The organism is Bacillus sp. jun7, from assembly GCF_051034795.1.
Taxonomy (GTDB): Bacteria; Bacillota; Bacilli; order Bacillales; family Bacillaceae; genus Bacillus; species Bacillus velezensis.
The window spans coordinates 1,281,695-1,303,640 of the sequence record NZ_CP093219.1 but is presented as its reverse complement, the minus strand read 5'-3'; the positions used below and the strand labels follow the sequence as shown (position 1 = coordinate 1,303,640).

General features: G+C 49.6%; 17 protein-coding genes. 7 read left to right on the top strand and 10 right to left on the bottom strand.

All coding sequences use genetic code 11. The features are described from left to right. Positions 1-93 precede the first annotated feature (93 nt). Both MJQ52_RS05835 and MJQ52_RS05830 read left to right on the top strand, forming a co-directional pair. Positions 94-1,572 (top strand): monooxygenase, encoded by a 1,479-nt coding sequence (locus MJQ52_RS05835; RefSeq protein WP_237586997.1) that lies wholly within the window; start codon positions 94-96, stop codon positions 1,570-1,572. Positions 1,573-1,660: 88 nt separating this feature from the next. Continuing rightward, on the top strand, positions 1,661-2,182 hold the full coding sequence (locus MJQ52_RS05830; protein ID WP_012117244.1) for a MarR family transcriptional regulator: 522 nt from the start codon (positions 1,661-1,663) through the stop codon (positions 2,180-2,182). Between the two features lie 55 nt (positions 2,183-2,237). Here the strand turns inward: MJQ52_RS05830 and MJQ52_RS05825 are convergent. The 6 genes from MJQ52_RS05825 to MJQ52_RS05800 form a co-directional block, all read right to left on the bottom strand. After that, a protein-coding gene (locus tag MJQ52_RS05825) for an IS3 family transposase (protein ID WP_099721935.1) occupies positions 2,238-3,388 on the bottom strand; the annotation gives its coding sequence in 2 pieces (ribosomal slippage) (positions 2,238-3,115 and positions 3,115-3,388; 1,152 coding nt in all). Between the two features lie 120 nt (positions 3,389-3,508). Next, positions 3,509-4,666 (bottom strand): AbrB family transcriptional regulator, encoded by a 1,158-nt coding sequence (locus MJQ52_RS05820; protein WP_025649559.1) that lies wholly within the window; start codon positions 4,664-4,666, stop codon positions 3,509-3,511. A 167-nt stretch (positions 4,667-4,833) separates the two neighbouring features. Further along, complete coding sequence (locus MJQ52_RS05815; RefSeq protein WP_017417411.1) at positions 4,834-6,030, bottom strand: MFS transporter; 1,197 nt, start codon at positions 6,028-6,030, stop codon at positions 4,834-4,836. Positions 6,031-6,045: 15 nt separating this feature from the next. Next, complete coding sequence (locus MJQ52_RS05810) at positions 6,046-6,666, bottom strand: TetR/AcrR family transcriptional regulator (protein WP_017417412.1); 621 nt, start codon at positions 6,664-6,666, stop codon at positions 6,046-6,048. Between the two features lie 239 nt (positions 6,667-6,905). Then, positions 6,906-7,403: a ferritin-like domain-containing protein gene (locus tag MJQ52_RS05805; RefSeq protein ID WP_063174184.1), complete on the bottom strand. Its 498-nt coding sequence runs from the start codon at positions 7,401-7,403 to the stop codon at positions 6,906-6,908. A gap of 68 nt (positions 7,404-7,471) precedes the next feature. Then, the gene (locus MJQ52_RS05800) at positions 7,472-8,185 is read right to left on the bottom strand and encodes a DUF421 domain-containing protein (RefSeq protein WP_021734194.1); all 714 of its coding nucleotides are present in this window, start codon (positions 8,183-8,185) and stop codon (positions 7,472-7,474) included. 141 nt (positions 8,186-8,326) lie between these two features. On the opposite strand from MJQ52_RS05800, the gene addB reads away from it, so the two are divergent. From addB to MJQ52_RS05775, 5 genes are all read left to right on the top strand, one after another. Further along, positions 8,327-11,827, top strand: coding sequence for a helicase-exonuclease AddAB subunit AddB (gene addB / locus MJQ52_RS05795; RefSeq protein WP_434181865.1), 3,501 nt, complete (start codon positions 8,327-8,329; stop codon positions 11,825-11,827). Continuing rightward, positions 11,814-15,518, top strand: coding sequence for a helicase-exonuclease AddAB subunit AddA (addA, locus tag MJQ52_RS05790; protein ID WP_434181926.1), 3,705 nt, complete (start codon positions 11,814-11,816; stop codon positions 15,516-15,518). The genes addB and addA overlap by 14 nt, the downstream gene beginning before the upstream one ends. A 64-nt stretch (positions 15,519-15,582) precedes the next feature. After that, complete coding sequence (gene sbcD / locus MJQ52_RS05785; RefSeq protein ID WP_434181864.1) at positions 15,583-16,755, top strand: exonuclease subunit SbcD; 1,173 nt, start codon at positions 15,583-15,585, stop codon at positions 16,753-16,755. After that, the gene (gene sbcC, locus MJQ52_RS05780) at positions 16,752-20,144 is read left to right on the top strand and encodes an exonuclease subunit SbcC (RefSeq protein WP_265210062.1); all 3,393 of its coding nucleotides are present in this window, start codon (positions 16,752-16,754) and stop codon (positions 20,142-20,144) included. Before sbcD ends, sbcC begins: the two co-directional genes overlap by 4 nt. 15 nt (positions 20,145-20,159) lie before the next feature. Further along, positions 20,160-20,453: a hypothetical protein gene (locus tag MJQ52_RS05775; RefSeq protein ID WP_070081602.1), complete on the top strand. Its 294-nt coding sequence runs from the start codon at positions 20,160-20,162 to the stop codon at positions 20,451-20,453. A 43-nt stretch (positions 20,454-20,496) separates the two neighbouring features. On the opposite strand, the gene MJQ52_RS05770 is transcribed toward MJQ52_RS05775, so the two are convergent. Genes MJQ52_RS05770 through MJQ52_RS05755 form a run of 4 tightly spaced genes read right to left on the bottom strand, consistent with a single transcriptional unit; the run spans position 20,497 to position 21,940 of the window. Continuing rightward, positions 20,497-20,715, bottom strand: a complete 219-nt coding sequence (locus MJQ52_RS05770) for a spore germination protein (protein ID WP_003155143.1) — start codon at positions 20,713-20,715, stop codon at positions 20,497-20,499. A gap of 39 nt (positions 20,716-20,754) precedes the next feature. Further along, a complete protein-coding gene (locus tag MJQ52_RS05765; protein WP_070081603.1) occupies positions 20,755-21,150 on the bottom strand; it encodes a spore germination protein GerPE in 396 nt (131 codons plus the stop codon). After that, the gene (locus tag MJQ52_RS05760) at positions 21,150-21,326 is read right to left on the bottom strand and encodes a hypothetical protein (RefSeq protein ID WP_003155141.1); all 177 of its coding nucleotides are present in this window, start codon (positions 21,324-21,326) and stop codon (positions 21,150-21,152) included. Before MJQ52_RS05760 ends, MJQ52_RS05765 begins: the two co-directional genes overlap by 1 nt. Beyond that, positions 21,323-21,940, bottom strand: coding sequence for a spore germination protein GerPC (locus MJQ52_RS05755; protein WP_031378472.1), 618 nt, complete (start codon positions 21,938-21,940; stop codon positions 21,323-21,325). Before MJQ52_RS05755 ends, MJQ52_RS05760 begins: the two co-directional genes overlap by 4 nt. Positions 21,941-21,946: the final 6 nt, after the last annotated feature.

The following is a 21,946-nucleotide window of genomic DNA, read 5'->3' as shown; positions in this document are numbered from 1 at the left end:
TGAAAATTGTTACGCACGAAACAAAAAAGAGGCGTTTTATTTTTGGTGATATTGTTACGTGTGTAACAAAAAATATGAAAGAGGACTGATGAGATGAAAACACAGACTGCCATTATCGGGGGAGGTCCGGTCGGGCTTATGCTTGCATCAGAACTGGCGCTGGCCGGAGTGAAAACGACTGTCATTGAACGATTGAAGAAGACGGTGCCATATTCCAAAGCGCTTATCATGCATCCGCGCACACTTGAACTTTTTGCCATGAGGGGCATATTGGAACGCTTTTTGGAAAAAGGGACGAAGGTGTCTTCCGGCCATTTTTCCATGCTGGATACACGGCTGGATTTTTCTCGGCTGGATACGAAGCAGAATTATTCGTTAATGCTGCCTCAGGCAGAAACGGAGCGGATTTTGGAGGAGTATGCATCAAGTCTCGGCACAGACATCATCCGCGGGGCGGAAGCGGTGGCTGTCACCCAGACGGATGACGGAGTGGAGACGGTGTTCCGGGACGAAAGCGGTATCCGCACTCTTCACAGCTTTTATGCAGCGGGTACAGACGGAGCGGGGAGCATTGTCAGGAAACAGGCGGGCATCGCTTTTTCGGGCACTGATGCCGACTTAACAGGAACCCTTTGTGATGCCGCTTTGAAACATCCGCCCGAATCTTCCTTTTTGTCAACGTGCCGCCTGGAGGGATCGGTTGTGATTGTCCCTCTTACGGACGGACTTTTCCGCGTCCTGATCGTTTCTCCGCACGCTCCGCAAAAGCGGAAGGAAGAGCCGGTCACTGAAAATGAGCTGAAAGAAGACCTGCGGCGGATATGCGGCACTGATTTCGGATTGAGTGATCCGGTATGGATGTCGCGGTTCGGCAATGCCGAGCGTCAGGCCGAACAATACCGCTCCGGCCGGATTTTTGTGGCCGGGGATGCGGCGCACATTCATTTTCCCGCAGGCGGCCAAGGCCTGAATACGGGGCTTCAGGATGCCTTCAACCTCGGCTGGAAGCTGGCGGCGCAAATGAAGGGAAAAGCGGCGCCTCATCTTCTGGACAGCTATCATCAGGAAAGGCACAGCACAGGAAAAGAAGTGTTGCACAATATAAAAACCCAGATAAAGCTCATGGATTTTACCGAGTCGGGTATGGCATTAAGAGAAACGATGACCGCTTTGCTGGATTTTCAGGAGTCCAACCGTTTATTGGCGGGAAAAGTATCCGCGCTTGATCTGCATTATGAACCGGATGCGGAGCTGCCGCCGCATACCCTGAACGGAAAACGCCTGCCGGATATCGAATTGACCCTTCATGACGGGCGGCCGGCCCGGCTGTATGATTTTCTTCATAAGGGCGCCTTTGTGCTTCTGTCATTAAGAGGGAGCATTCCCGCCGGTATTGATACGGACAGCGTGGCTGCTGTCAGGGCGGAGCTTGCTGAAACACGTGCCGATTGGGATGATGTTCACACCGTTTTAATCCGGCCGGACGGCCACGCGGCATGGGCAGCCGGAGGCTCGGGACGCGAAGCGGAAGAAGCCGTTCTGGCCGGTTTGGAGAGATGGGGGTTCATCTGATACCCTTTTATGCGCCTATGTGATTGTTTCTTGTGTAACAAAACGTTATAGTAAAAGAAACAATCAATACGGAAGGGTGACTCAGCAGTTGGACAGAAGACAGCCAGACCATGCAAAACACATGATTCTTGAAGGGCTGACAGATATTTTTCACGAGCAGGAGAGGTGTCAGGAGGACATCAGGGCGTCGTTGGCCGGACGGATGGACGAACTCCGTGAAGAAAACGGGAAAAAATTACAGCTGACCTTGACGGAAATTCACATTTTGTCGTGTATCGGAGATCATGAACCGATCAATGTCACGTCAATAGCGGAAAAAATGAAGACGACAAAGCCGACCGTGTCGAGAAGCTGCGCGAAGTTTTTGGAAGCCGGCTTTCTGCGCAGAACCCGGCTGAGCGACAATAAAAAAGAAGTCTATTTCCGGCTGACTCCTGCCGGGAAAGAGCTGCATTCCCTTCATCATGAATATCATGAATTGATAAAAAAGCGGCTCTTGGCGTTTTTAGACCGCTATACAGATGAAGAACTGTTATTTGCTGAACGGCTGTTCCGTGATCTTTCAGCAAACTGGCGGTCTGTAAATGGCGGCGGAGAGCTGTTCAAATAAAAAACACGCATATGAGGGACTGACCCCTGTTTTTGAGACAGGGATCAAAACACCTTCATACAGCCAATTGCCGATATTGTATCGGCGATTGGCTGTTTAGTTTCGTTTGAATACGAATATTGTTATAATAATGAATGTATTCTATGGCAGTGCGTTCTACGATGGTCGTCGTAGTTCGATCAATGCTGTTAAGATAGAACGTTTCAGACTTTAGTGAGGAATGAAACGATTCGATGGAGGCATTATCAGCGGGCGTCCCTTTGCGGGACATGCTCATGGTAATGCCTTTTGTTTTAACAGCTTTCTGATACTCATAAGATGTATAAACAGAACCTTGGTCACTATGTAACACGCAGTTCTCTGGCAGTGCGGGCAGCTGATCAAGTGTGTGTAAGACAAAGTCTGTGTCCTGTCTATCGCCAATTGTAAAAGCAATCACTTCTCCATTGTATAAATCCAATATACTGGAAAGATACAATTGTTTCTGCCCATAAGGCAAATATGTGATATCCGTTACTAGCTTTTCCAGAGGGCGTTCAGACTGAAAGTTTCGATCCAATATATTCTCGGCCACGGCATATGGCTGCCCATCTTTCTTGCGCTTTTTCACCTTAACCCGGCATTGCCACTGATTCTTCTGCATAATGCGCTGAACCGTTTTATGATTCACACGCATTCCCTTTTTTAATATGGCTGTGATTTTCCGATAGCCATATCGAAACTTGTGTTCTCGGCACAACGTGCCGATTTGTTTTTCTAAATGGTATTTAGGGTTATCTTTCATCAGATTCTTCTTCCAACGATAATAAGATGCTCGTGAGATACCTAAATGAATACAGATATCCTGTATGGTCATTGTGCCGCGCAATGCTTCTACAAGCTCGACTGGCGTTTCGCTATCAGCTTCCTTTCCAATTCGTTGCACTTTTTTAAAACTTCATTCTGTTGTCTCAGATAACGATTTTCTGCCTGCAGTTTCTCTAATTCGGAAGAATACTCCGGGCCTTTTCCGTAAGTGTATTGCTTTCCGACAGGCTGTTCGAATCGATGTGTATCCCCAGTCTTATGCCATCTAACCCATGTCTGAACCTGTGTCTTATTCTTAATATTCAATTCCTGCATGATCTCTTTCATAGGCACGCCTGCCAATCTCATTTCTACAGCCTTCTGTTTCACTTCAACCGGATAACTCACTCTTGTCCCCATAGAAAAAACACCTCCAAGTCTAATTTCGGCTAACAATCATCCGTTTTCAAACTTGAAGGTGTTTTTTGTTTGTCTCATCTTATGGGGTCAGTCCCATGAATGCGTGTTTTTTTATTCGGATCATGTTCCTCTTTCTGCCCGGCCTCTTTCGCCGTGTGCCCGTTTCAGCTGAGAAAGGTGGTGCAGCAGCCGATAGAAGGGCGGAAGCATGGCGATGACGAGAACGATCCGGATGACCTGAACCGCGACGACGAAAGTCGAGTCTTCGTGCAGGGTGATCGAAGTCGCCGCCATCTCGGCGATCCCTCCGGGAGAAAAGGCGAGAACAGATGTAATCATGGAGATGCCCGTTAATTTAGAAACCGCAACCGCGCTCAGAATCATGGCGGCGATTAATCCGACCGAAGAAATAAATCCGACGGTCAGCACTCTCGTCACGCCGGTGAACATGCTTTTGTACATTTTTGATCCGATTATGGCGCCGAGAAAAATTTGTGACAGCTGGTTCGCTTCCGGCGGCCACCAGGCCAGCATGTCTTTGCCTGCCAAGGCGGACACGCCGATTTCCGCAGCAGCAACGCCGATCATGCTGCCGAGCAGCCAAGGGGCGGGAAATTTCAGCCGTTTTGCGCCTTTGCTTGCAAGCCAGGCAGCCAAAATAAATCCGGCCGTTAACAAGACGGGAATAAGGCCCGGGTGTGAAGCTCCTGCCGAAACGGCTCCGGCTGATGTCTGAGCCGTACCGTTTTGTTTGGTAAATAAGAAAATGACGAGAAACGGTATTGTCATGACGACCAAAAGGACGCGCGTCAGCTGAATAAGGCTTACAATCGCGGTGTTTGCGCCGACTTCCTGGGCGATACCGGGCATGGCGGATAAACCGCCCGGCGCCGTGCCTACAAAGCTTGTCATCATGTCCGTCCGGCTGAACCGAAAGAGCGCATATCCGGAAACAAGCGCCATCACGATAGAGAAAATCAGCATGAAGCCTACCGGAAGCCAATGCTCCCGTAAAACCGACAGAACGGACAGGTTCAGTTTCTGGCCGAGTTCGATGCCGAGGATCATTTGTCCCGCCGCAAGCCATCTGCGGTGAATCCCTCTTCTGTCAGGCGCCATGAACAGCCAGCGGGGCCTCGTCATGGAGAGGATGCAGCCGGCGGCCAGCGTTCCGAGCATCCAGGCGATCGACATCCCTGTAAGCGAAAGAAGAAACCCCCCTGCCGCACTGATGAGAATAAACCAGATATCCGTAAGGAGATGTTTGTCTTTCTTCAATGAAAACCCTTCTTCCTGAAACATTCATATTAAATTGTTAAGCTCGTTAACCTTACTATTACTATAGTATAGATTTTGAGATAAATAAATAATGAATTATTTCTCATAATCCATTCATTTTTCTTATCACAAACATAAAAAAAGCTCCGGAGATGGGTGAGTGCACCCTACTCCGAAACCTCGCCCGCTTTTCCTTTCCACACAAAGGTCAATCCCAGACCGAGAAATAAAACCACACCTGCGAACAGAAACGGGAAGTGAATATTCATATCAAATAAAATACCGCCCAGAGCCGGGCCGAAAATGGTGCCCAAACTCGTGTATGTTGAGTTCATACCGGCAACAAACCCCTGCTGATTTCCTGCGATTTTCGATAAATAAGTAGTCAGTGCCGGGCGCAGTAAATCAAACGCAAGGAAAATGATGCAGGTGACAGCGAGCACGGGCAAAAATCCTGACATCACCGTAGAAACGAAAGCCAGCACAGCGCCGATGATCAGACAAAGCTGAATGACTTTTTTCTCCCCGAGGAAGTTGACAAGTCTGCCGAATGCGAGCACTTGAATGAGGACCGCCACAATGGAGCTGAACGTAATAATAATGGCGATATCCTTTGGAGTGAAGCCGAATTTATGGTTTGTAAATAAGCTGAATACCGTTTCGTACGCCGACAGCCCGAATGCCAAAACAAAGACGATGATAAAGGCGATCAAGTAGCTTGGATGAATCGACTTTTTCAAATCTTTTAAGAAGGTTGATTCTTTGACGCTTTCCATCTGCTTTGCGCGTTCTTCTTTAGTTAACGGCTCTTCCAGCATAAAGACAGAGGAAATCACTGCGATAAATGCAATTCCCGCCGCAAAGAAAAACGGCATTCGAACGCCGTGATCGGCAATAAATCCTCCTATGCCGGGCCCGATGATAAACCCTGTGCTGATGGCGGCAGATACATAGCCCATCGCCTTCGATCTTTCCTGCACCGTCGTAATATCTGCGACATACGCTGTAACAGCGGGCATGATAAAAGCGGCACTGATGCCCCCCAGCACCCTTGCGAAATATAAAATGGAGACATGTGTGCCCAATCCGAAGGTCAGTTCGGATAATGCGAACAAAAACAGTCCGGCGAGAATCATGATTTTTCTGCCGAAGCGGTCAACCCATCTCCCCGCAATGGGGGATGCAATTAATTGCGCGACGGCGAAGGCAGCGACAAGGTATCCCATTGTGCTGCCCGTCAAGTGCATCACATTCATAAACAGCGGCATAACGGGAATGATCAATCCGATGCCTAAAAACGCAATAAATATGTTGCTTAATAAGATGATGAGTACAGCCTTTTGTTCTCTGATCGGTTTTTGCATGTTGTTTCTCCTTTGTCAGCTGTCATTCTGTTTATCAGCGCTGATCGACCCGTGAATAAACGCGGAGATGGCTTCTTTTTGCAATTCGATTCTTTGCTGAATGGTATCGTTTTTATATAGCACATCTAAACCGTAGAAGACGGATAGCAGGATTTTCACTTTTGATTCGACATGATGAATGGACCAGCTGCCGTCTTGATTTCCCTCTTCTAAGATCTCCCTCATCACATCGTCATATTCAATATCAATTTTGTTGAGCCGCTTTACGACCTCCTCTGACGTAAACGCACTCGCATAAAACTCTTCACTTGCTCTCATAAGCGGGTAATTAATGCTCATCCGGCTGAGCAGCTCCGCAAAGCCCGCCAGTTTTTCGGCAGCATCTTTCAGATCAGCTTCCATTTCCCTCCACGTCTCGATCATCACGCGGTGATCCTCTTCCATGATATGAAGAAACAGAAACTCTTTTCCTTTAAAATGGTGATATAGATTGCCTTTACTGATTTCGGCCGCCTCTAAAATATCCCGAATCGATGTTTCTGAATATCCTTTTTTTGCAAATAAGTCACGCGAAGCGGATACGAGCCTGTTCTTCGTCTTTTCGCTCTTTCCGGCACCGCCTTTTGTATTTGTCACTTCACACAGATCCTTTCCGCCTCATTCATATCGTTGTCCCGGCAAAGCGGGGCTCGGTTCGTTTAAAACCGACCAGTTGGTTTATTTTATTATAAAGGGTTTTTGCTGATTATACAATGAAGAAGTTATCCATTGTTTAGAGGGAGTATAAAAACGGCTCGAAAAGTAAACCCCATTCTCTCATGTTGAAAGAACGGGGTTTGTCGTCTATGACTCCCGGCGGGGGAGCGTCTGAATCGTTATTTTCCGGTATTTACCTCGGTGTAGCTTGTGTTCGGCGCGTTTGATACCGGGTGGAAAGGAGAGTGGGCCATATCGTATAAAAACCAGACGGCATGACGCTGCTCGTCAAATGCCGTGCGGGCAAATAACCGTTTCGCTTCCGGATGCACGGCTCTATCGGATGCCTGTAAATAAAAATCATTCGTTTTCTGCTCATCATAAAACGCCGCCCTCAGTCCTTCTCTGTATGTGTGCGGACAATGCTCCGTCTGTTTCGGCGTCAACTGTTTTCCGGTAATTGACGTATACAGTGAAGAGAAAGCGTGCATGTGGCGCACTTCTTCCTCTCTGATATGTTCGATTCGTCTTCTGATTTCTGCGGTCGGCGCTTTTTCGGCTAATATTGAGTAGCAAATCACAGCGCTGTATTCACCGTTTATGGATTTTACCAGATCCTTTATAAGCACAGAATCGTCACTGCAGATGGCTGTATAATGAAAAAAATTCTCGTGCATTGGACTCACCCCCGGATGTTTATAGGGTATTATACGGCGGCAGCCCGTGACATGTGCGGATGTCATTTTTATTCTTGATCCAGCGGCGATGTAATATGGTCGTCGTATGTGTCGACAAAAAGCCGGCCGTTGCTTCCGCGCACAGCGTATACGACGTCTTCCGGTTTGAGGTTTCTCTTATCCAATTCTTCTCTCAGCCATTTTTCCGATACGTGGTTTTCTTCCAGATTTTTCATCACCAGCCGGCCGTCCATAATCAGCTCAACGGCAAAGTTCTTTTCATGTCCGGCAAAGATGCCGAGATCCTGTCTTGTAACGGGCGCAAATTCCGGTTTGACCTCCACTGACATGCTGCCGTTTGTTTCAATGATGGCAGTCTGAACCTGAGAAATGTCAAATACATCATTTTCACGAAGCTGCTGGTTCAAGTAGTCGAGGGTATAGCGCATCTTTTTCATATTATGCTCAAGTATTTTTCCGTTTTGAATGATAATGGTCGGTTTGCCTGCAAAGAAACCCCTGGCAGTTCTGTTTTTCATAGAAAGATATGCGACAAGATAAATGATAACCACAAAAATCGTGTAAGCACTGACAGTAAAATGAATCGGCAGTTTTGTATTAAACGACAGATTGGCTGTGATGGCGCCGAGCGAGATGGCCGCAATGAAATCAAAAAGCGTCATCTGTGAAATGGTTTGTTTTCCGAGTATACGGGCGCCGATAAACAGAATGCTGAACGACAGAATCGTTCGCACAATCACTTCGGGATATTCTGACATCATATTTAATCCTTTTTTTCTTTAATTTGGTCAAAAACGATATGTTTTAAAACAGTCATCCCGTTTTTACCAGCAGATGAGATTGGTCATTTTCGTCAACTTTCGATAAAATGTAGAAAGATAAAAAGAGAGGGGTCTTCTAATTTGGGTGTTGAGTTTTTAGTAGGCAGATCGGGGAGTGGGAAAACGAGGCTGATTATCGACAGCATTCAAGATGAACTGCGCCGGGAGCCGTTCGGGAAACCGATCATTTTTCTAGTCCCGGATCAAATGACGTTTTTAATGGAATATGAGCTTGCTAAAACGCCGGATATCGGAGGCATGATACGCGCTCAAGTGTTCAGTTTTTCGCGTTTGGCGTGGCGCGTGCTTCAGCATACCGGGGGCATGAACCGTCCGTTTGTGACGACGACGGGTGTGCAGATGCTTTTAAGGAAACTGATTGAAGAACATAAGCACGATTTTAAAGTGTATCAAAAAGCGAGTGACAAAGCCGGATTCACTGAGCAGGTGGAACGGATGCTGACAGAGTTTAAGCGATACTGTATTGAGCCTGAAGACGTCCGCCGCATGGCGGAAAGCGGAACGGCGTCAGAGTATCGCGGAGAGCGGATGTTGTCTGAAAAACTTCATGATTTAGGGATTTTATATCAGCAGATGGAAAGAAGCCTCGCCGGACACTATTTGCATTCAGAGGACTATTTGACGCTGCTCGCTCAGCAGATTCCTTTGGCGGACGTTGTAAAAGGCGCCCGTGTTTACGTCGACGGATTCTATCAATTTACGCCGCAGGAATTAAGGGTGCTGGAGCAGCTGATCATGCATGCTGAACATGTCACATTCTCGCTGACGGCGGACAGCCCTTCGGCGGAACAGGCACCGGATGAGCTCGATCTGTTCAGAATGACGGGAAGCACATACTATAAGCTTTATCAGACGGCAAAGGAATTGAATGCCGATATTTCCTGCAAGGAACTGCATGGCACGAAGCGGCATCGGCATGTGCCGGAGCTTGCCTGTATAGAGTCGCAGTACGATGTGCGTCCCGCCGCGGCGTATACCGGCGGACAGGAAGCTTTTACCGTCATGCAGGCGCAAAACAGAAGAGCTGAGCTTGAAGGTATTGCCCGGGAAATTCAATCACTTGTCCGGGACGGAGGATACCGGTACAAAGATATGGCGATTCTCATCCGTCAGCCGGAAGATTATAAAGATTTGCTGAAGGAAGTGTTTGCCGATTACGGGCTTCCTTATTTTATTGACGGAAAAGCTTCTATGCAGCATCACCCGCTTATTGAATTCATCCGTTCAAGCCTGGATGTCGTGAAGGGGAACTGGAGATATGAAGCGGTGTTCCGCTGTGCGAAAACCGAACTGTTATTCCCGCTTGATCAGCCGGAGCAGAAAATAAGAGAGCAGGTTGATCAGCTTGAAAACTACTGTATCGCCTACGGCATTAAAGGGGAGCGCTGGACGAGCGGCGAGCGGTTTGTATACAGGCGCTTCGTATCGCTCGATGAGGATTTCGCGCAGACAGATCAGGAAATAGAGATGGAGCACATGCTGAATGAGACGAAAGAGTGGATGGCCGCGCCCCTTGTCCGGCTTCAAAACCGGATGAAAAAGGCGAAAACGGTTCAAAGCATGGCGGAGGCTCTTTATCTCTTTTTGGAAGATACCGATGTTCCCCTGAAGCTGGACCGAAAAAGGCAGCGGGCCGAAGAGGCCGGAAACATGATCGAAGCGCAGCAGCACGGCCAGGCGTGGGATGCCGTTATCCAGCTTCTCGAGGAGTTTGCCGGCATGATGGGTGAAGATGAAATATCTTTGGCGCTGTTCCAGCAAATGCTTGAAACGGGAACGGAATCGCTTCATTTTTCTTTAATTCCTCCTGCGCTTGACCAAGTATTTGTAGGGAATATGGATCTCTCAAGAATGTACGGCACGTCCTGCACATTCGTCGTCGGGGCCAATGACGGCGTTCTTCCGGCGCGCCCGGATGAAAACGGCGTGCTGTCTGATGATGACCGGGAGTGGCTGAAAGCGGTCGGAGTGGAGCTGTCTTCCGCGGGGCGTGAGCGGCTGCTTGATGAGCATTTTCTCATCTATATGGCGCTGTCGAGTCCGGCTGACCGTCTTTATGTGTCATACCCGATTGCCGATGCGGAAGGAAAAACGCTCCTGCCGTCAATCGTTGTAAACAGGCTTGGCGAGCTGTTTCCCGATCATCAGGAAAAGCTGTCAGCGGCTGATCCCGAGCAGGTAAGCGAAGAAGAGCAGCTTCAGTATCTCGTCAATAAACAGGTGGCTCAGACATATACGGCAAGTCAGCTCAGGCTGTGGACAAGAGAGTACGAGATCAGTGACGTATGGTGGAGCGCATACAATGTGCTGATGAAAGAGTCTGATCACCGGCGTGCGAAAAAGCTGTTTTCAAGCCTGTTTTTCCGCAATGAGGCGAAGCGTCTTGAACGGCCTGTTTCGCGCCAGCTTTACGGCGAGCATATTAAAGGAAGCGTCTCCCGGATGGAGGCGTTTAATGCCTGCCAGTTCTCTCATTTTGCATCTCACGGGCTTCAATTAAAAGAGCGGCAGTTTTTCAAGCTGGAAGCGCCGGATATCGGCCAGCTGTTTCACTCCAGCCTGAAGCTGATTTCAGACCGGCTTCGTGAGCAGAAGCTGGAATGGCGCGATCTGACGAAAGATCAGTGCCGGAATTTCTCCTATGAAGCGGTGGAACGGCTTGCGCCAAAGCTGCAAAAAGAGATTCTGCTCAGCTCAAACAGACACTTTTATGTGAAGGAAAAACTGCAGAAGATCGTCACGCGTGTTTCAGGCATATTAAGCGAGCATGCGAAGGCGAGCGGTTTCGTCCCGGTCGGTCTTGAACTCGGTTTCGGCGGAAGCGGGCCGCTGCCTCCGCTCACTTTCACGCTGAAAAACGGCTGTACGATGGAACTCGTCGGACGGATCGACCGCGTGGATAAAGCGGAAAGCTCAAAAGGCCTGCTGCTGAGAATCGTTGATTATAAATCAAGCGACAGGGGGCTTGATCTGGCTGAGGTGTATTACGGGCTCGCTCTGCAAATGCTCACATATCTTGACTTATCGATTACACATTCCGCGGATTGGCTCGGCATGAAAGCGACACCGGCAGGCGTTTTGTATTTCCATATTCATGATCCGATGATTCAGGCCAGTCTGCCGATGGGGCTTGATGAAATCGAGCAGGAAATTTTCAAGAAATTTAAAATGAAAGGCCTTCTCCTCGGTGACCGGGAGGCGATCAGCCTGATGGACACGACTTTGGAGGAAGGGCGTTCAAATATCGTCAATGCCGGTTTGAAAAAGGACGGGTCTTTAAGATCCGACTCAGCCGCGGTCAGCGAACAGGACTTTCATCTGCTGACAGACCATGTGCGGCGGACATTTGAACAGGCGGGCGAAGCGATAACGGACGGGCTTGTGTCCATTACCCCGTATAAGCTGAAAGATAAGACGCCTTGTACGTATTGTGCGTTTCAATCGGTGTGCCAGTTTGATGAGTCGCTTAAGGAAAATGAATACCGCAGCCTGAAAGCGGAAAAAGACGGCACCATACTGGATTGGCTGAAGAAGGAGGCGGATGATGATGCAAATTCCTAAACCGAAAGACAGCATATGGACGGATGACCAATGGAGCGCCATCGTTTCTTCCGGCCGCGATATTCTGGTCGCTGCCGCAGCCGGATCAGGTAAAACGGCCGTGCTCGTGGAACGGATGATCAGAAAGATAACCGCGGAGGAAGATCCGGTTGATGTTGACAGGCTCCTTGTGGTGACCTTTACAAACGCCTCAGCAGCGGAGATGAAGCATCGGATCGCTGAAGCATTAGAAAAAGAGCTCGCCAAAAATCCGGGATCTCTGCATATCAGACGGCAGCTCTCTCTATTAAACCGGGCGAGCATTTCGACGCTTCACTCTTTCTGTCTGCAAGTGCTTAAAAAATATTATTATATGATTGATCTTGACCCCGGTTTTCGGATGGCTGACCAGACGGAAGGCGAATTGCTCGGAGACGAAGTGCTTGATGAGCTGTTTGAAGATGAATACGCAAAAGGGAATCAGGCGTTTTTTGAGCTTGCGGACAGATATACGACAGACAGGCATGATCTGGATCTTCAAGACCTTGTCAAACGGGTGTACGAGTATTCCCGGTCGCATCCTGACCCGGAAGCGTGGCTGCAAAGCTTTGTCCGCCTGTATGACGTGACGGAAGAAAGCAAAATAGAAGAGCTTCCGTTTTACCAGTATGTGAGAGAAGATGCGGAAATGGCGCTCTTCGGGGCAAAACAAAAGCTTGAGAAGGCGCTTGAACTGACAAAAGCGCCCGGCGGGCCGGCGCCGCGTGCTGATCATTTTCTGGATGACCTTCAGCAGATAGAAGAGCTGATCAGCTGCCGGCATGACTTCGATGCGCTGTATGAACGGGTTCCCGCAGTCTCATTTAAGCGGGCGAAGGCGGTAAAGGGTGATGAATTTGACAAAGCGCTTTTGGACGAAGCGACCGATTTGCGAAACGGCGCGAAGAAACTGATCGAAAAGGTAAAGACAGATTACTTTACAAGAAGTCCGCAAGATCACTTAAAGAGTTTAGCAGATATGAAGTCTGTCATCGAAACGCTCGTTCAGCTCGTGATATCGTACGGAAAACGATTTGAAGCGGCGAAACAAGAAAAATCAATTATTGATTTCTCAGATTTGGAACATTACTGCCTGGCGATTTTAACTGCGGTTGATGAAGAAGGCAGGCGGGTGCCGAGCGAAGCGGCCGTTTATTATCAAGACCAGTTTCATGAAGTTCTGGTTGATGAATATCAAGATACCAATCTTGTGCAGGAGTCTATCCTGCAGCTTGTTAAAAGCGGGGATGAAGAGGCGGGAAATCTGTTTATGGTAGGCGACGTCAAACAATCGATCTACCGTTTCAGACTTGCTGAGCCGCTGCTGTTTCTCGGGAAATATAAAAGGTTCACAGAAAGCGGGGAAGGCGCGGGGCAGAAAATTGACCTGAACCAAAATTTCCGCAGCCGTTCCGATATTTTGGACAGTACGAATTTCTTGTTTAAGCAGCTGATGGGCGGAAAAATCGGCGAAGTGGACTACGATGAACAGGCGGCATTGAAGCTCGGCGCATCGTATCCGCCGAATGACGCGGCAAAAACGGAACTGCTGCTGATTGACAGCGCTGATGACGCAGGCAGCTCCGAGGATGCCGAAGACTTTGAAACCGTGCATTGGGAAGCGAAAGCGATAGCCGGGGAGATCCGAAAGCTTGTCTCATCTCCGTTTAAGGTCTATGACGGGAAAACAAAAACACACCGGAATATCCAGTACCGGGATATCGTGATTTTGCTGCGCTCCATGCCGTGGGCGCCGCAATTAATGGAAGAGCTGAAAAACCAGGGCATTCCGGTGTACGCCAATTTGACGTCGGGTTACTTTGAAGCCGTGGAGGTGGCTGCGGCGCTTTCAGTCTTGAAGGTGATTGATAATCCGTATCAGGATATTCCGCTTGCTTCCGTGCTGCGCTCGCCCATCGTCGGCTGTGACGAAAATGAACTTGCGCTGATACGCCTTGAAAAGAAAAAAGCGCCGTTTTATGAAGCGCTGAAAGCATATATAGCGAACGGTGACAGGCATGATGAACTGTATCAAAAACTGAGAACCTTTTATGACAGTCTGCAAAAGTGGCGGTCATTTTCGACGAATCATTCGGTGTCTGAGCTGATTTGGGAAGTATACCGCGATACCGGATATTTTGACTATGCAGGCGGCATGCCCGGCGGAAAGCAGCGTCAGGCCAATCTGCGCGTCTTGTATGACCGGGCGCGCTCGTACGAAGCGACGGCGTTCCGCGGGTTATTCCGCTTTTTGCGGTTCATTGAACGGATGCAGGAGCGCGGCGATGATCTGGGGACGGCCCGGGCGCTCAGCGAGCAGGAGGATGTCGTTCGGCTGATGACGATCCACAGCAGCAAAGGACTTGAATTCCCCGTCGTTTTCACCGCCGGACTCGGCAGAAGTTTTAATATGATGGATCTCAACAAATCATACCTGCTTGATAAAGAGCTCGGTTTCGGCACGAAGTACATTCATCCGGAACTCAGAATCAGCTATCCGACTCTGCCGCTTGTGGCGATGAAGAAAAAGATGCGCAGAGAGCTCTTATCCGAAGAATTGCGCGTATTGTATGTGGCGCTGACCAGAGCGAAGGAAAAGCTGTTTCTCGTCGGTTCCTGCAAAAAACGGGAAAAACAGCTGGCCAAATGGCAGGCGCAAGCAGACCGGGCCGATTGGCTTCTTTCTGAATTCGACCGCTATCAGGCGTCATCTTATTTGGACTTTATCGGGCCGGCGCTCATCCGCCACCGTGACATGGAGGCGCACAGGACGCCGGGACTTTCATCGTCTGAGGATATCGCGCGCGACCCGTCGCGTTTTCACATCCGGATGCTGCAGCAAAGTGAATTGCTGGAAGAGAATCCAAAAGAACGTGCTGAAGAAAAGAGCAAACGTCTCAAAGCGATTCAGCAGGGCGAGCCGATTCCTGGTTCGTTTTCATTTGATGATCAGGCGCGCCGTCTGCTTGAATGGGAATATCCGTACCGAGAGCTGACGGCTATCAGAACGAAGCAGTCAGTTTCTGAGCTGAAGAGAAAGCAAGAATACGAGGATGAATACAGCGGCCGCTCTCTCATCAAACCGTCAGGAGACACGCTTTTATACAGGCGTCCCGGTTTTATGATGAAAAAAGGGCTGACAGCCGCCGAAAAAGGAACGGCGATGCATACGGTGATGCAGCACATACCGCTGACGCACGTGCCGACTGCCGAAGAAGCGGAGCGGACGGTCCGGATGCTTTACGAAAAAGAGCTGCTGACAGAAGAGCAGCAGGAAGCTATTGATATAGAAGAAATTGTTCAGTTTTTCGGAACTGAAATCGGGAAAGACCTTCTCGGGGCGCTGCGGATTGACCGGGAAGTGCCGTTCAGTATGGCGCTTCCGGCCGGCGAGGTGTACAAGGATGCCGAAACGGCCGGTGAACCGCTGCTCGTGCAGGGGATTATTGACTGCCTCTACGAAACGGCGGACGGTCTCTATTTGCTGGACTATAAAACAGATCGGATAGAGGGGAAATTCCGGAACGGATTTGAAGGCGCGGCTCCGATTCTGCAAAAAAGGTATGAAACACAAATCGAATTGTATACAAAAGCGGTTGAACAAATTACAAAAACGAAAGTGAAAGGGCGTGCGCTCTATTTCTTCGATGGAGGTCACGTTCTTACACTGTAACAAGATCCGAAGCTCCTTTTTGGAGCGGATCTTTTTTTCTATCAAAAAGTGAGGTGAATGCGGTATGCGCATTTTACATACAGCTGACTGGCACCTCGGCAAAACGCTGGAAGGCAGAAGCCGGCTGAGCGAGCAGGCCGAGGTATTGGAAGAGCTGAATACCATTGTCAAGGAAGAAAACATTGATGCGGTCATTATGGCGGGGGATGTATTTGATACGGTCAACCCGCCTGCGCTCGCTGAACAATTGTATTATGAAAGTCTTTCCGCGCTTTCTGACGGCGGAAAACGACCGGTCGTCGTCATTGCCGGAAACCATGACAATCCCGACAGGCTGGCGGCGGCTTCTCCGTTAACAAATGAGCGCGGCATTCATTTAATCGGCTATCCGCGGACAGAACCCGTGCATATTGAGGTGCCGTCGGCGGACGAGCTGTTAGCCGTAGCCGCGCTGGCATATCCGTCAGAGGCGAGATTAAACGAAGTGCTTTCTGATACGTTTGAGGAAAAGCTTCTTCGCGATCATTACGATGTGAAAATCAGAGAGGCGTTTGCTCACATGTGCGGACTGTGCCGGGACGATGCCGTGAAAATCGCGGCGAGCCACATTTATGTCGCGGGGGGAAATCAGACCGATTCAGAGCGTCCGATTGAAGTCGGGGGCGCTTACACAGTTGCCGCTGACAGCCTGCCGGCTGATGCGGCTTACGTGGCTCTCGGCCATCTCCACCGTCCGCAAACGATCAAGCGCGCCAAGACGGCTGCCCGTTATTCAGGCTCTCCGCTCGCATACAGCTTTTCGGAAGCCGGTTATGCCAAATCGGTGACGGTGGTAGAAGCGAAGCCCGGCGGAGAAGCGAAGTGGGAAGAGATTTTCCTGTCTTCCGGTAAACCGCTCGTCAAATGGAAAGCGCAGGGGCTGGGCGAGGTTCACGGCTGGCTTGATGAAGGGCGTGACCGGAATGCCTGGATCGACCTTGATATCCATTTGACGGATCAGCTTTCTCTCGAGGAAATTCATCGGCTGAGAAAGGCGCATCCCGGTTTTATCCATATCAGGCCGGTTTTTGAAGAAAAAGAGACCGAAAATGACCGGATTGAAGTGAAACACACATCAATTGAGGATCGATTTAAGAAGTTTTATGAAAAACAAACGGGCGGCGGCGTGCCGGATGAGGAGATGGTCAAGCTGTTTTTAGAGCTTGCGTCAGCAGATGATGAGGAGGATGCGACATGAAGCCGATTCTGTTAACGATAAAAGGGCTCCACAGCTTCAGGGAGGAACAGACCATTGATTTTGCCGGACTGTCAGGAGCCGGGGTGTTCGGGATTTTCGGGCCGACCGGAAGCGGAAAATCGTCGATCCTTGATGCCATGACACTCGCTTTATACGGAAAAGTGGAGCGCGCCGCAAATAATACGCACGGCATTCTGAATCATGCCGAAGATCAGCTCGCCGTCTCATTTACATTCGCGCTTCAATCCGGCCACCGGGTTTCCTACAAGGTCGAGCGCGTTTTTAAGAGAACGGATGAAACGAAAGTAAAAACCGCCCTCTGCCGGCTGATTGAAATCAAAGATGAACAAACGGTGCTGGCCGATAAAGCGAATGAAGTGAACAAAAAGGTAGAGGAGCTTCTTGGCCTGACCATTGACGACTTTACAAGAGCCGTCGTGCTGCCGCAAGGAAAGTTTGCCGAGTTTCTGTCGCTTAAAGGCGCGGAAAGAAGACATATGCTCCAGCGCCTGTTTAATCTGGAACAGTACGGGGACAGGCTTGTCAAAAAATTGCGGCGGCGGGCGCAGGAAGCGGCAGCGAAAAAAAATGAAATGCTGGCCGAACAATCCGGCCTCGGAGACGCAGGAGAAGATGCGCTGAAGCAGGCTGAACAGCAGTTTCACGAAGCGAACGAACGGCTTGAAGCAGCTGAGAAGAAACGGGTCCGGGCAAAAGAGCGTTTTGAAAATCACCAGGAAATTTGGAACTTGCAGACAGAGAGAGATGAATATGAGCGCCGGGAGAAAAAGCTTGAGGAAAGACGCCCGTACATCACGGATTTGACTGAGCGTCTTAAAGAGGCGGAAACAGCTCTCGCCCTTGAGCCGTACGCAGACCGCTGCACCGAAGCCGTCCGCCGGAAGCAGCGCGCCGAACAGGAACACGAACTGGCCAAACGGAAATCAGAGGCGGAAACCGTTTCATTTACCCGGCAAAATGAAGCCTATGAAGCATGGCGGGCCCATAAGGCCGAACAGGAGCCGAAGCTTGTCAAGGAAGAAGAGCTGTATCAAAGACTTTTAGCCATTGAACAAAAACTGCTTGAAGCGAAAAAAGAAGCGGAAAAAACAAATGCGGAGCACAGCAAAAAAGAGGAAGAATACGAAGCCGCCTCGAAACAGCTGGCCGCAGTGAAAGACCGCCTGACCCGCGGCCAAAACAGGCAGAATGAGCTGAAAGAAGAGCTGAAAGCAGTTCAAGTGACCGCCGATGAACGGAAAAAATGCCAGACCGCAGCACAGCTGGCGGCAGGCTTTCAGCAGACACAGGAACAAATCACGAAAGAACGGGCCAATCTGACAACGCAGCTGAAAAACGTGGAGAAGCTCAACGGAGAAAGCGAGTCGCTCACAGAGAAAGCGAAAACGGAAGAGGAAGACATTACGCGCTCTTATCAAACGCTGCAAACCGTTTACCATATGGTCTGTGAAACGGAACGTTCACTGAAAGCCGCAGCCGAACGGGCTGAAAAAACGCAAGCCGATCTCCGCAGGCGCTCAGAGGAAGCGAGAACGGCTGCATTAACAAAAGAATTATCGGAAAAACTGATCGAAGGAAAGCCTTGTCCTGTATGCGGCTCGACGCAGCATGACCGCCCGCGTTCCGCTCATGAAACATTCTCGCCTGATACCGCTGTGCAGGAACATTTGCAGCAGGTGGAAGCACTGCTTTCTGAGGCGGCGGCTCTTTCTCAGGAAGTGCTGACAGCCAAGGTTGCATTAGAAGAACAGTCGGGGCGTTTTACCGAAGAATGTCCGTTTCTGCAAAGCGCCCGGGTTCCGGAGCTGGAAGCCGCTTCTTCCATCAGCGGACGCCCGCTTGATGAAGCGTTCAGCGCCGTCCGCTTGGAATGGAAACAAATGAAACAGGATATGCTGTCGGTAAAAGAGAAGGTCACAAGACTGATCAGCGCGCATCAGCAGACGGTAAAACAAGCTGAGCAGCTTGCCGAACGAATCCGCTACGAGGAAAAAGAAGCCGACCGTCTCAGACATTCATTAGAAGAGCTTGAATCGCTGTCAGAAAGCCGATTGAATCAGTACAACGAAGTCTGCGGTGATATTCCGCCAAACCGGATTGACGCCTGGCAGGCTTCGATAGATGAGAAGGACAGGCAGGCAGAAGAATGTGAGAAGCGCATTGAAACAAGCATCGCATTCCTCAAGGAACATGAAGAGGAGAAAGAACGCCTGCAGGAGATGAAGCATCGGCTTGAACGGGAACGGCTCGAGCTTCACTATGCGTCTGAGCGCCTGCAGCAGGTGATTGACGGATATGAACAAGAGCTCGGAACAGCAGCTGAAGAAACATCAATTTCCGCAAAGCTTGAAGCGGTGCGGCAGGAATTACAGCTGTTAAAATCAAAAGAACAGTCCCTATTCGATGCGCTGAAGCAGGCGCAGCAATCACTGAATGATGCAAAAGGCAGGGAATCAGGGAGTCTCATGTCACTCAGGGATGCTGAGACCTCCCTTGAGAAAGCGCAAAACGACTGGCGCGTGAGGTCAAAAGACACCGGGTTTACCGAGCCGGACCAAGTTAAAAAAAGTCTGCTTCCGCAAGGGCGTGCAGAGGAAATGAAAAAAGAAATTGATGAGTTTCTGGACACCTCAAAACAGCTATCGGCAAATATCAGCCGTGTTACTGATAAATTAGCCGAGCGCCGGATATCGGAGGAAGAATGGACAGCATCGGTTTCTCTGCTGAAGCAGGCAGAGGCTGAGTCAGGCGCCGCCATGGAGGAAAAAGGGGCACAGGCAAAAGCCTTCGCGGTTATGCAAAAACAGCATAAGCGCTTTAAAGAAATTGAAGCCGAGCTGAAAAGCTGGCAGACACAGATTGACAGGCTTGATAAGCTCCAGTCTGTATGTAAAGGCAATACATTCGTCGAATTTTTAGCGGAAGAACAGCTGGAAAGCGTGGCTCGGGACGCCTCTGCCCGTCTCGGAGCGCTGACAAGGCAGCGGTATGCCATATTAGTCGATTCAGAAGGCGGTTTCGTCATGCGTGATGACGCGAACGGAGGCGTCAAACGGCCCGTATCAAGCCTTTCCGGCGGGGAGACGTTTCTGACATCGCTGTCGCTTGCGCTTGCCTTGTCCGCCCAGATTCAGCTGCGGGGGCAATACCCGCTGCAATTCTTTTTCTTAGATGAAGGATTCGGGACTCTTGACCAAGGGCTCTTAGACACCGTTGTCACAGCGCTCGAAAAGCTGCAATCGGACAACTTATCCGTCGGAGTGATCAGCCATGTGCAGGAGCTGAGAGCGCGTCTGCCGAAAAAATTAATCGTTCATCCGTCCGAACCGGGCGGGAAAGGCACCCGGGTCACATTGGAGATCATGTAGAAAGGAGAAGGAATTATGGCCGATTCTGCCGAGGGCACATGTGAATTATGCGGCCGCCATCATGTGCGGCTGACGGAGCACCACTTAACGCCTAAGGAAGAAGGCGGGACATTCCTTCCGACCGCAATGCTCTGCATCCCTTGTCATAAACAGATTCACGCGCTCTATACGAATCAGGAGCTTGCGGCAAGGCTCGCGGGAATAGAAGAGCTGCGGCGTGACCCGAAACTCGCGCGGTTTGTGAAATGGATCAGAAAACAGCCGCCGGAAAAGCTTGTAAAAACAAAAAAAGCAAATGAACGAAAATAACGCTGAACCAAAAGCAGCCCTCTTCTGAAAGAGCGGCTGCTTTTTAGGCGTTTCCGACCACATTTTGATCGCTGACATCGGGGTCTATATAGTTTGTCGCATTGACAACGTTGTTTAATAACAGGAAATCTCCGGTATTGCCTGCTCCCGAACCGAGCGCAGATTTAGAAGAGCTTTTTGGAGAAAGGTAAAAGGAATCACCAAAGTTTACGACTCCGCCCGATATGGAATTGATAGCTATAGGTCCGGTAATTGCTGGCATAAACGACACCCTTTATAGAAGTCTCACCGTCATTATATGTCAGAGCTGCTGTGATTGTGAGCTTGGCGTGAAGATCTGCCTAATATGTTTCAGCCGCGAATCTCCCAGAACGATCGACGTCGATCCGATTTGAACCACGGACGCTGACGATACCCCTTGAACTTTCACATTCCTTACTCGAATTGAAGGGTTTTCATGGCAGAATGCGCTTTGGACTCCTGTTTCCGGTAACGGCATGACGGCCGGCTGCCGAAAGATCTGGTATTCTTTTTTGTTAAATGAGCCTTCATCATCTCTGTATACAGCAAGACTACGCTGATCGGCCAATACTTTGATCCGCATATTGATTTCATTCGTATCGCCTGCTTGAAAGACACTCGCAATCCCGACTGAATTGATTTTGGCGTTTCGGAGGCGTGAAATGCGCTTTAACATTATTCCGGCGCCAGCGGCACATAAGGCCCGATAATAAGAGATTCCGGAGGCGTGTCAAAGATGGAGGACAGATAGACGGAATCGGTGTCGCCGATTAATAATAAGGAAGAACTGGATACACCGGTAGACCGGATGTCGCCGACTTCAATATTCCGGTTAATCACTGTAAAAATCATGACGGATCATCACCTTTCATTTCACCAGGTATGTGTTTAATAAAGTGCTCGACGGCCCTGACAATATCACGCTTCACATGTTCGGCAATCTGCTCGGCATATTGCGCGGGCGCCGTATTTTCTTCTTTCGGGACATGGGACAGATAATACTGAATCCGGCTGTCCATCTGCTTTCTGATATCTTCAATAATATGATATTTGTTCGCTTCGTCCAGCCTGCTCTCATACTGAGTTTCGAGCTGCTCTAAAAGCGCGGGGATTTCTTCATTCAGGTACATATCGACGTTTTGACGGATTTGCTGCATTTGCTGGCCCGCCTGTTCCTGCTGCATCATTCCGACCTGCGGAGATGTCTGGCCGACTTCGAAGTTTTGCACGGCATTCGGATCAGTCGGATTCAACCCGATATTCAGCGTTCCTTCCAGCCGTTCAATTTTCAGCTGATCAAATTTATACTCGAGCCGATCGATTCTTGTAGATGGCTGCTGCTTCAGCGTTGAAATTTCATTTTGGAATTCTTTCAGCTGCCGTTCGAGCTCCTGAATCTGCTGCGCCTGCTGCTGGACGAAAGAATTTAAATTCTGCAGGTAGGATGAAACGGATTGATCATACATGACATT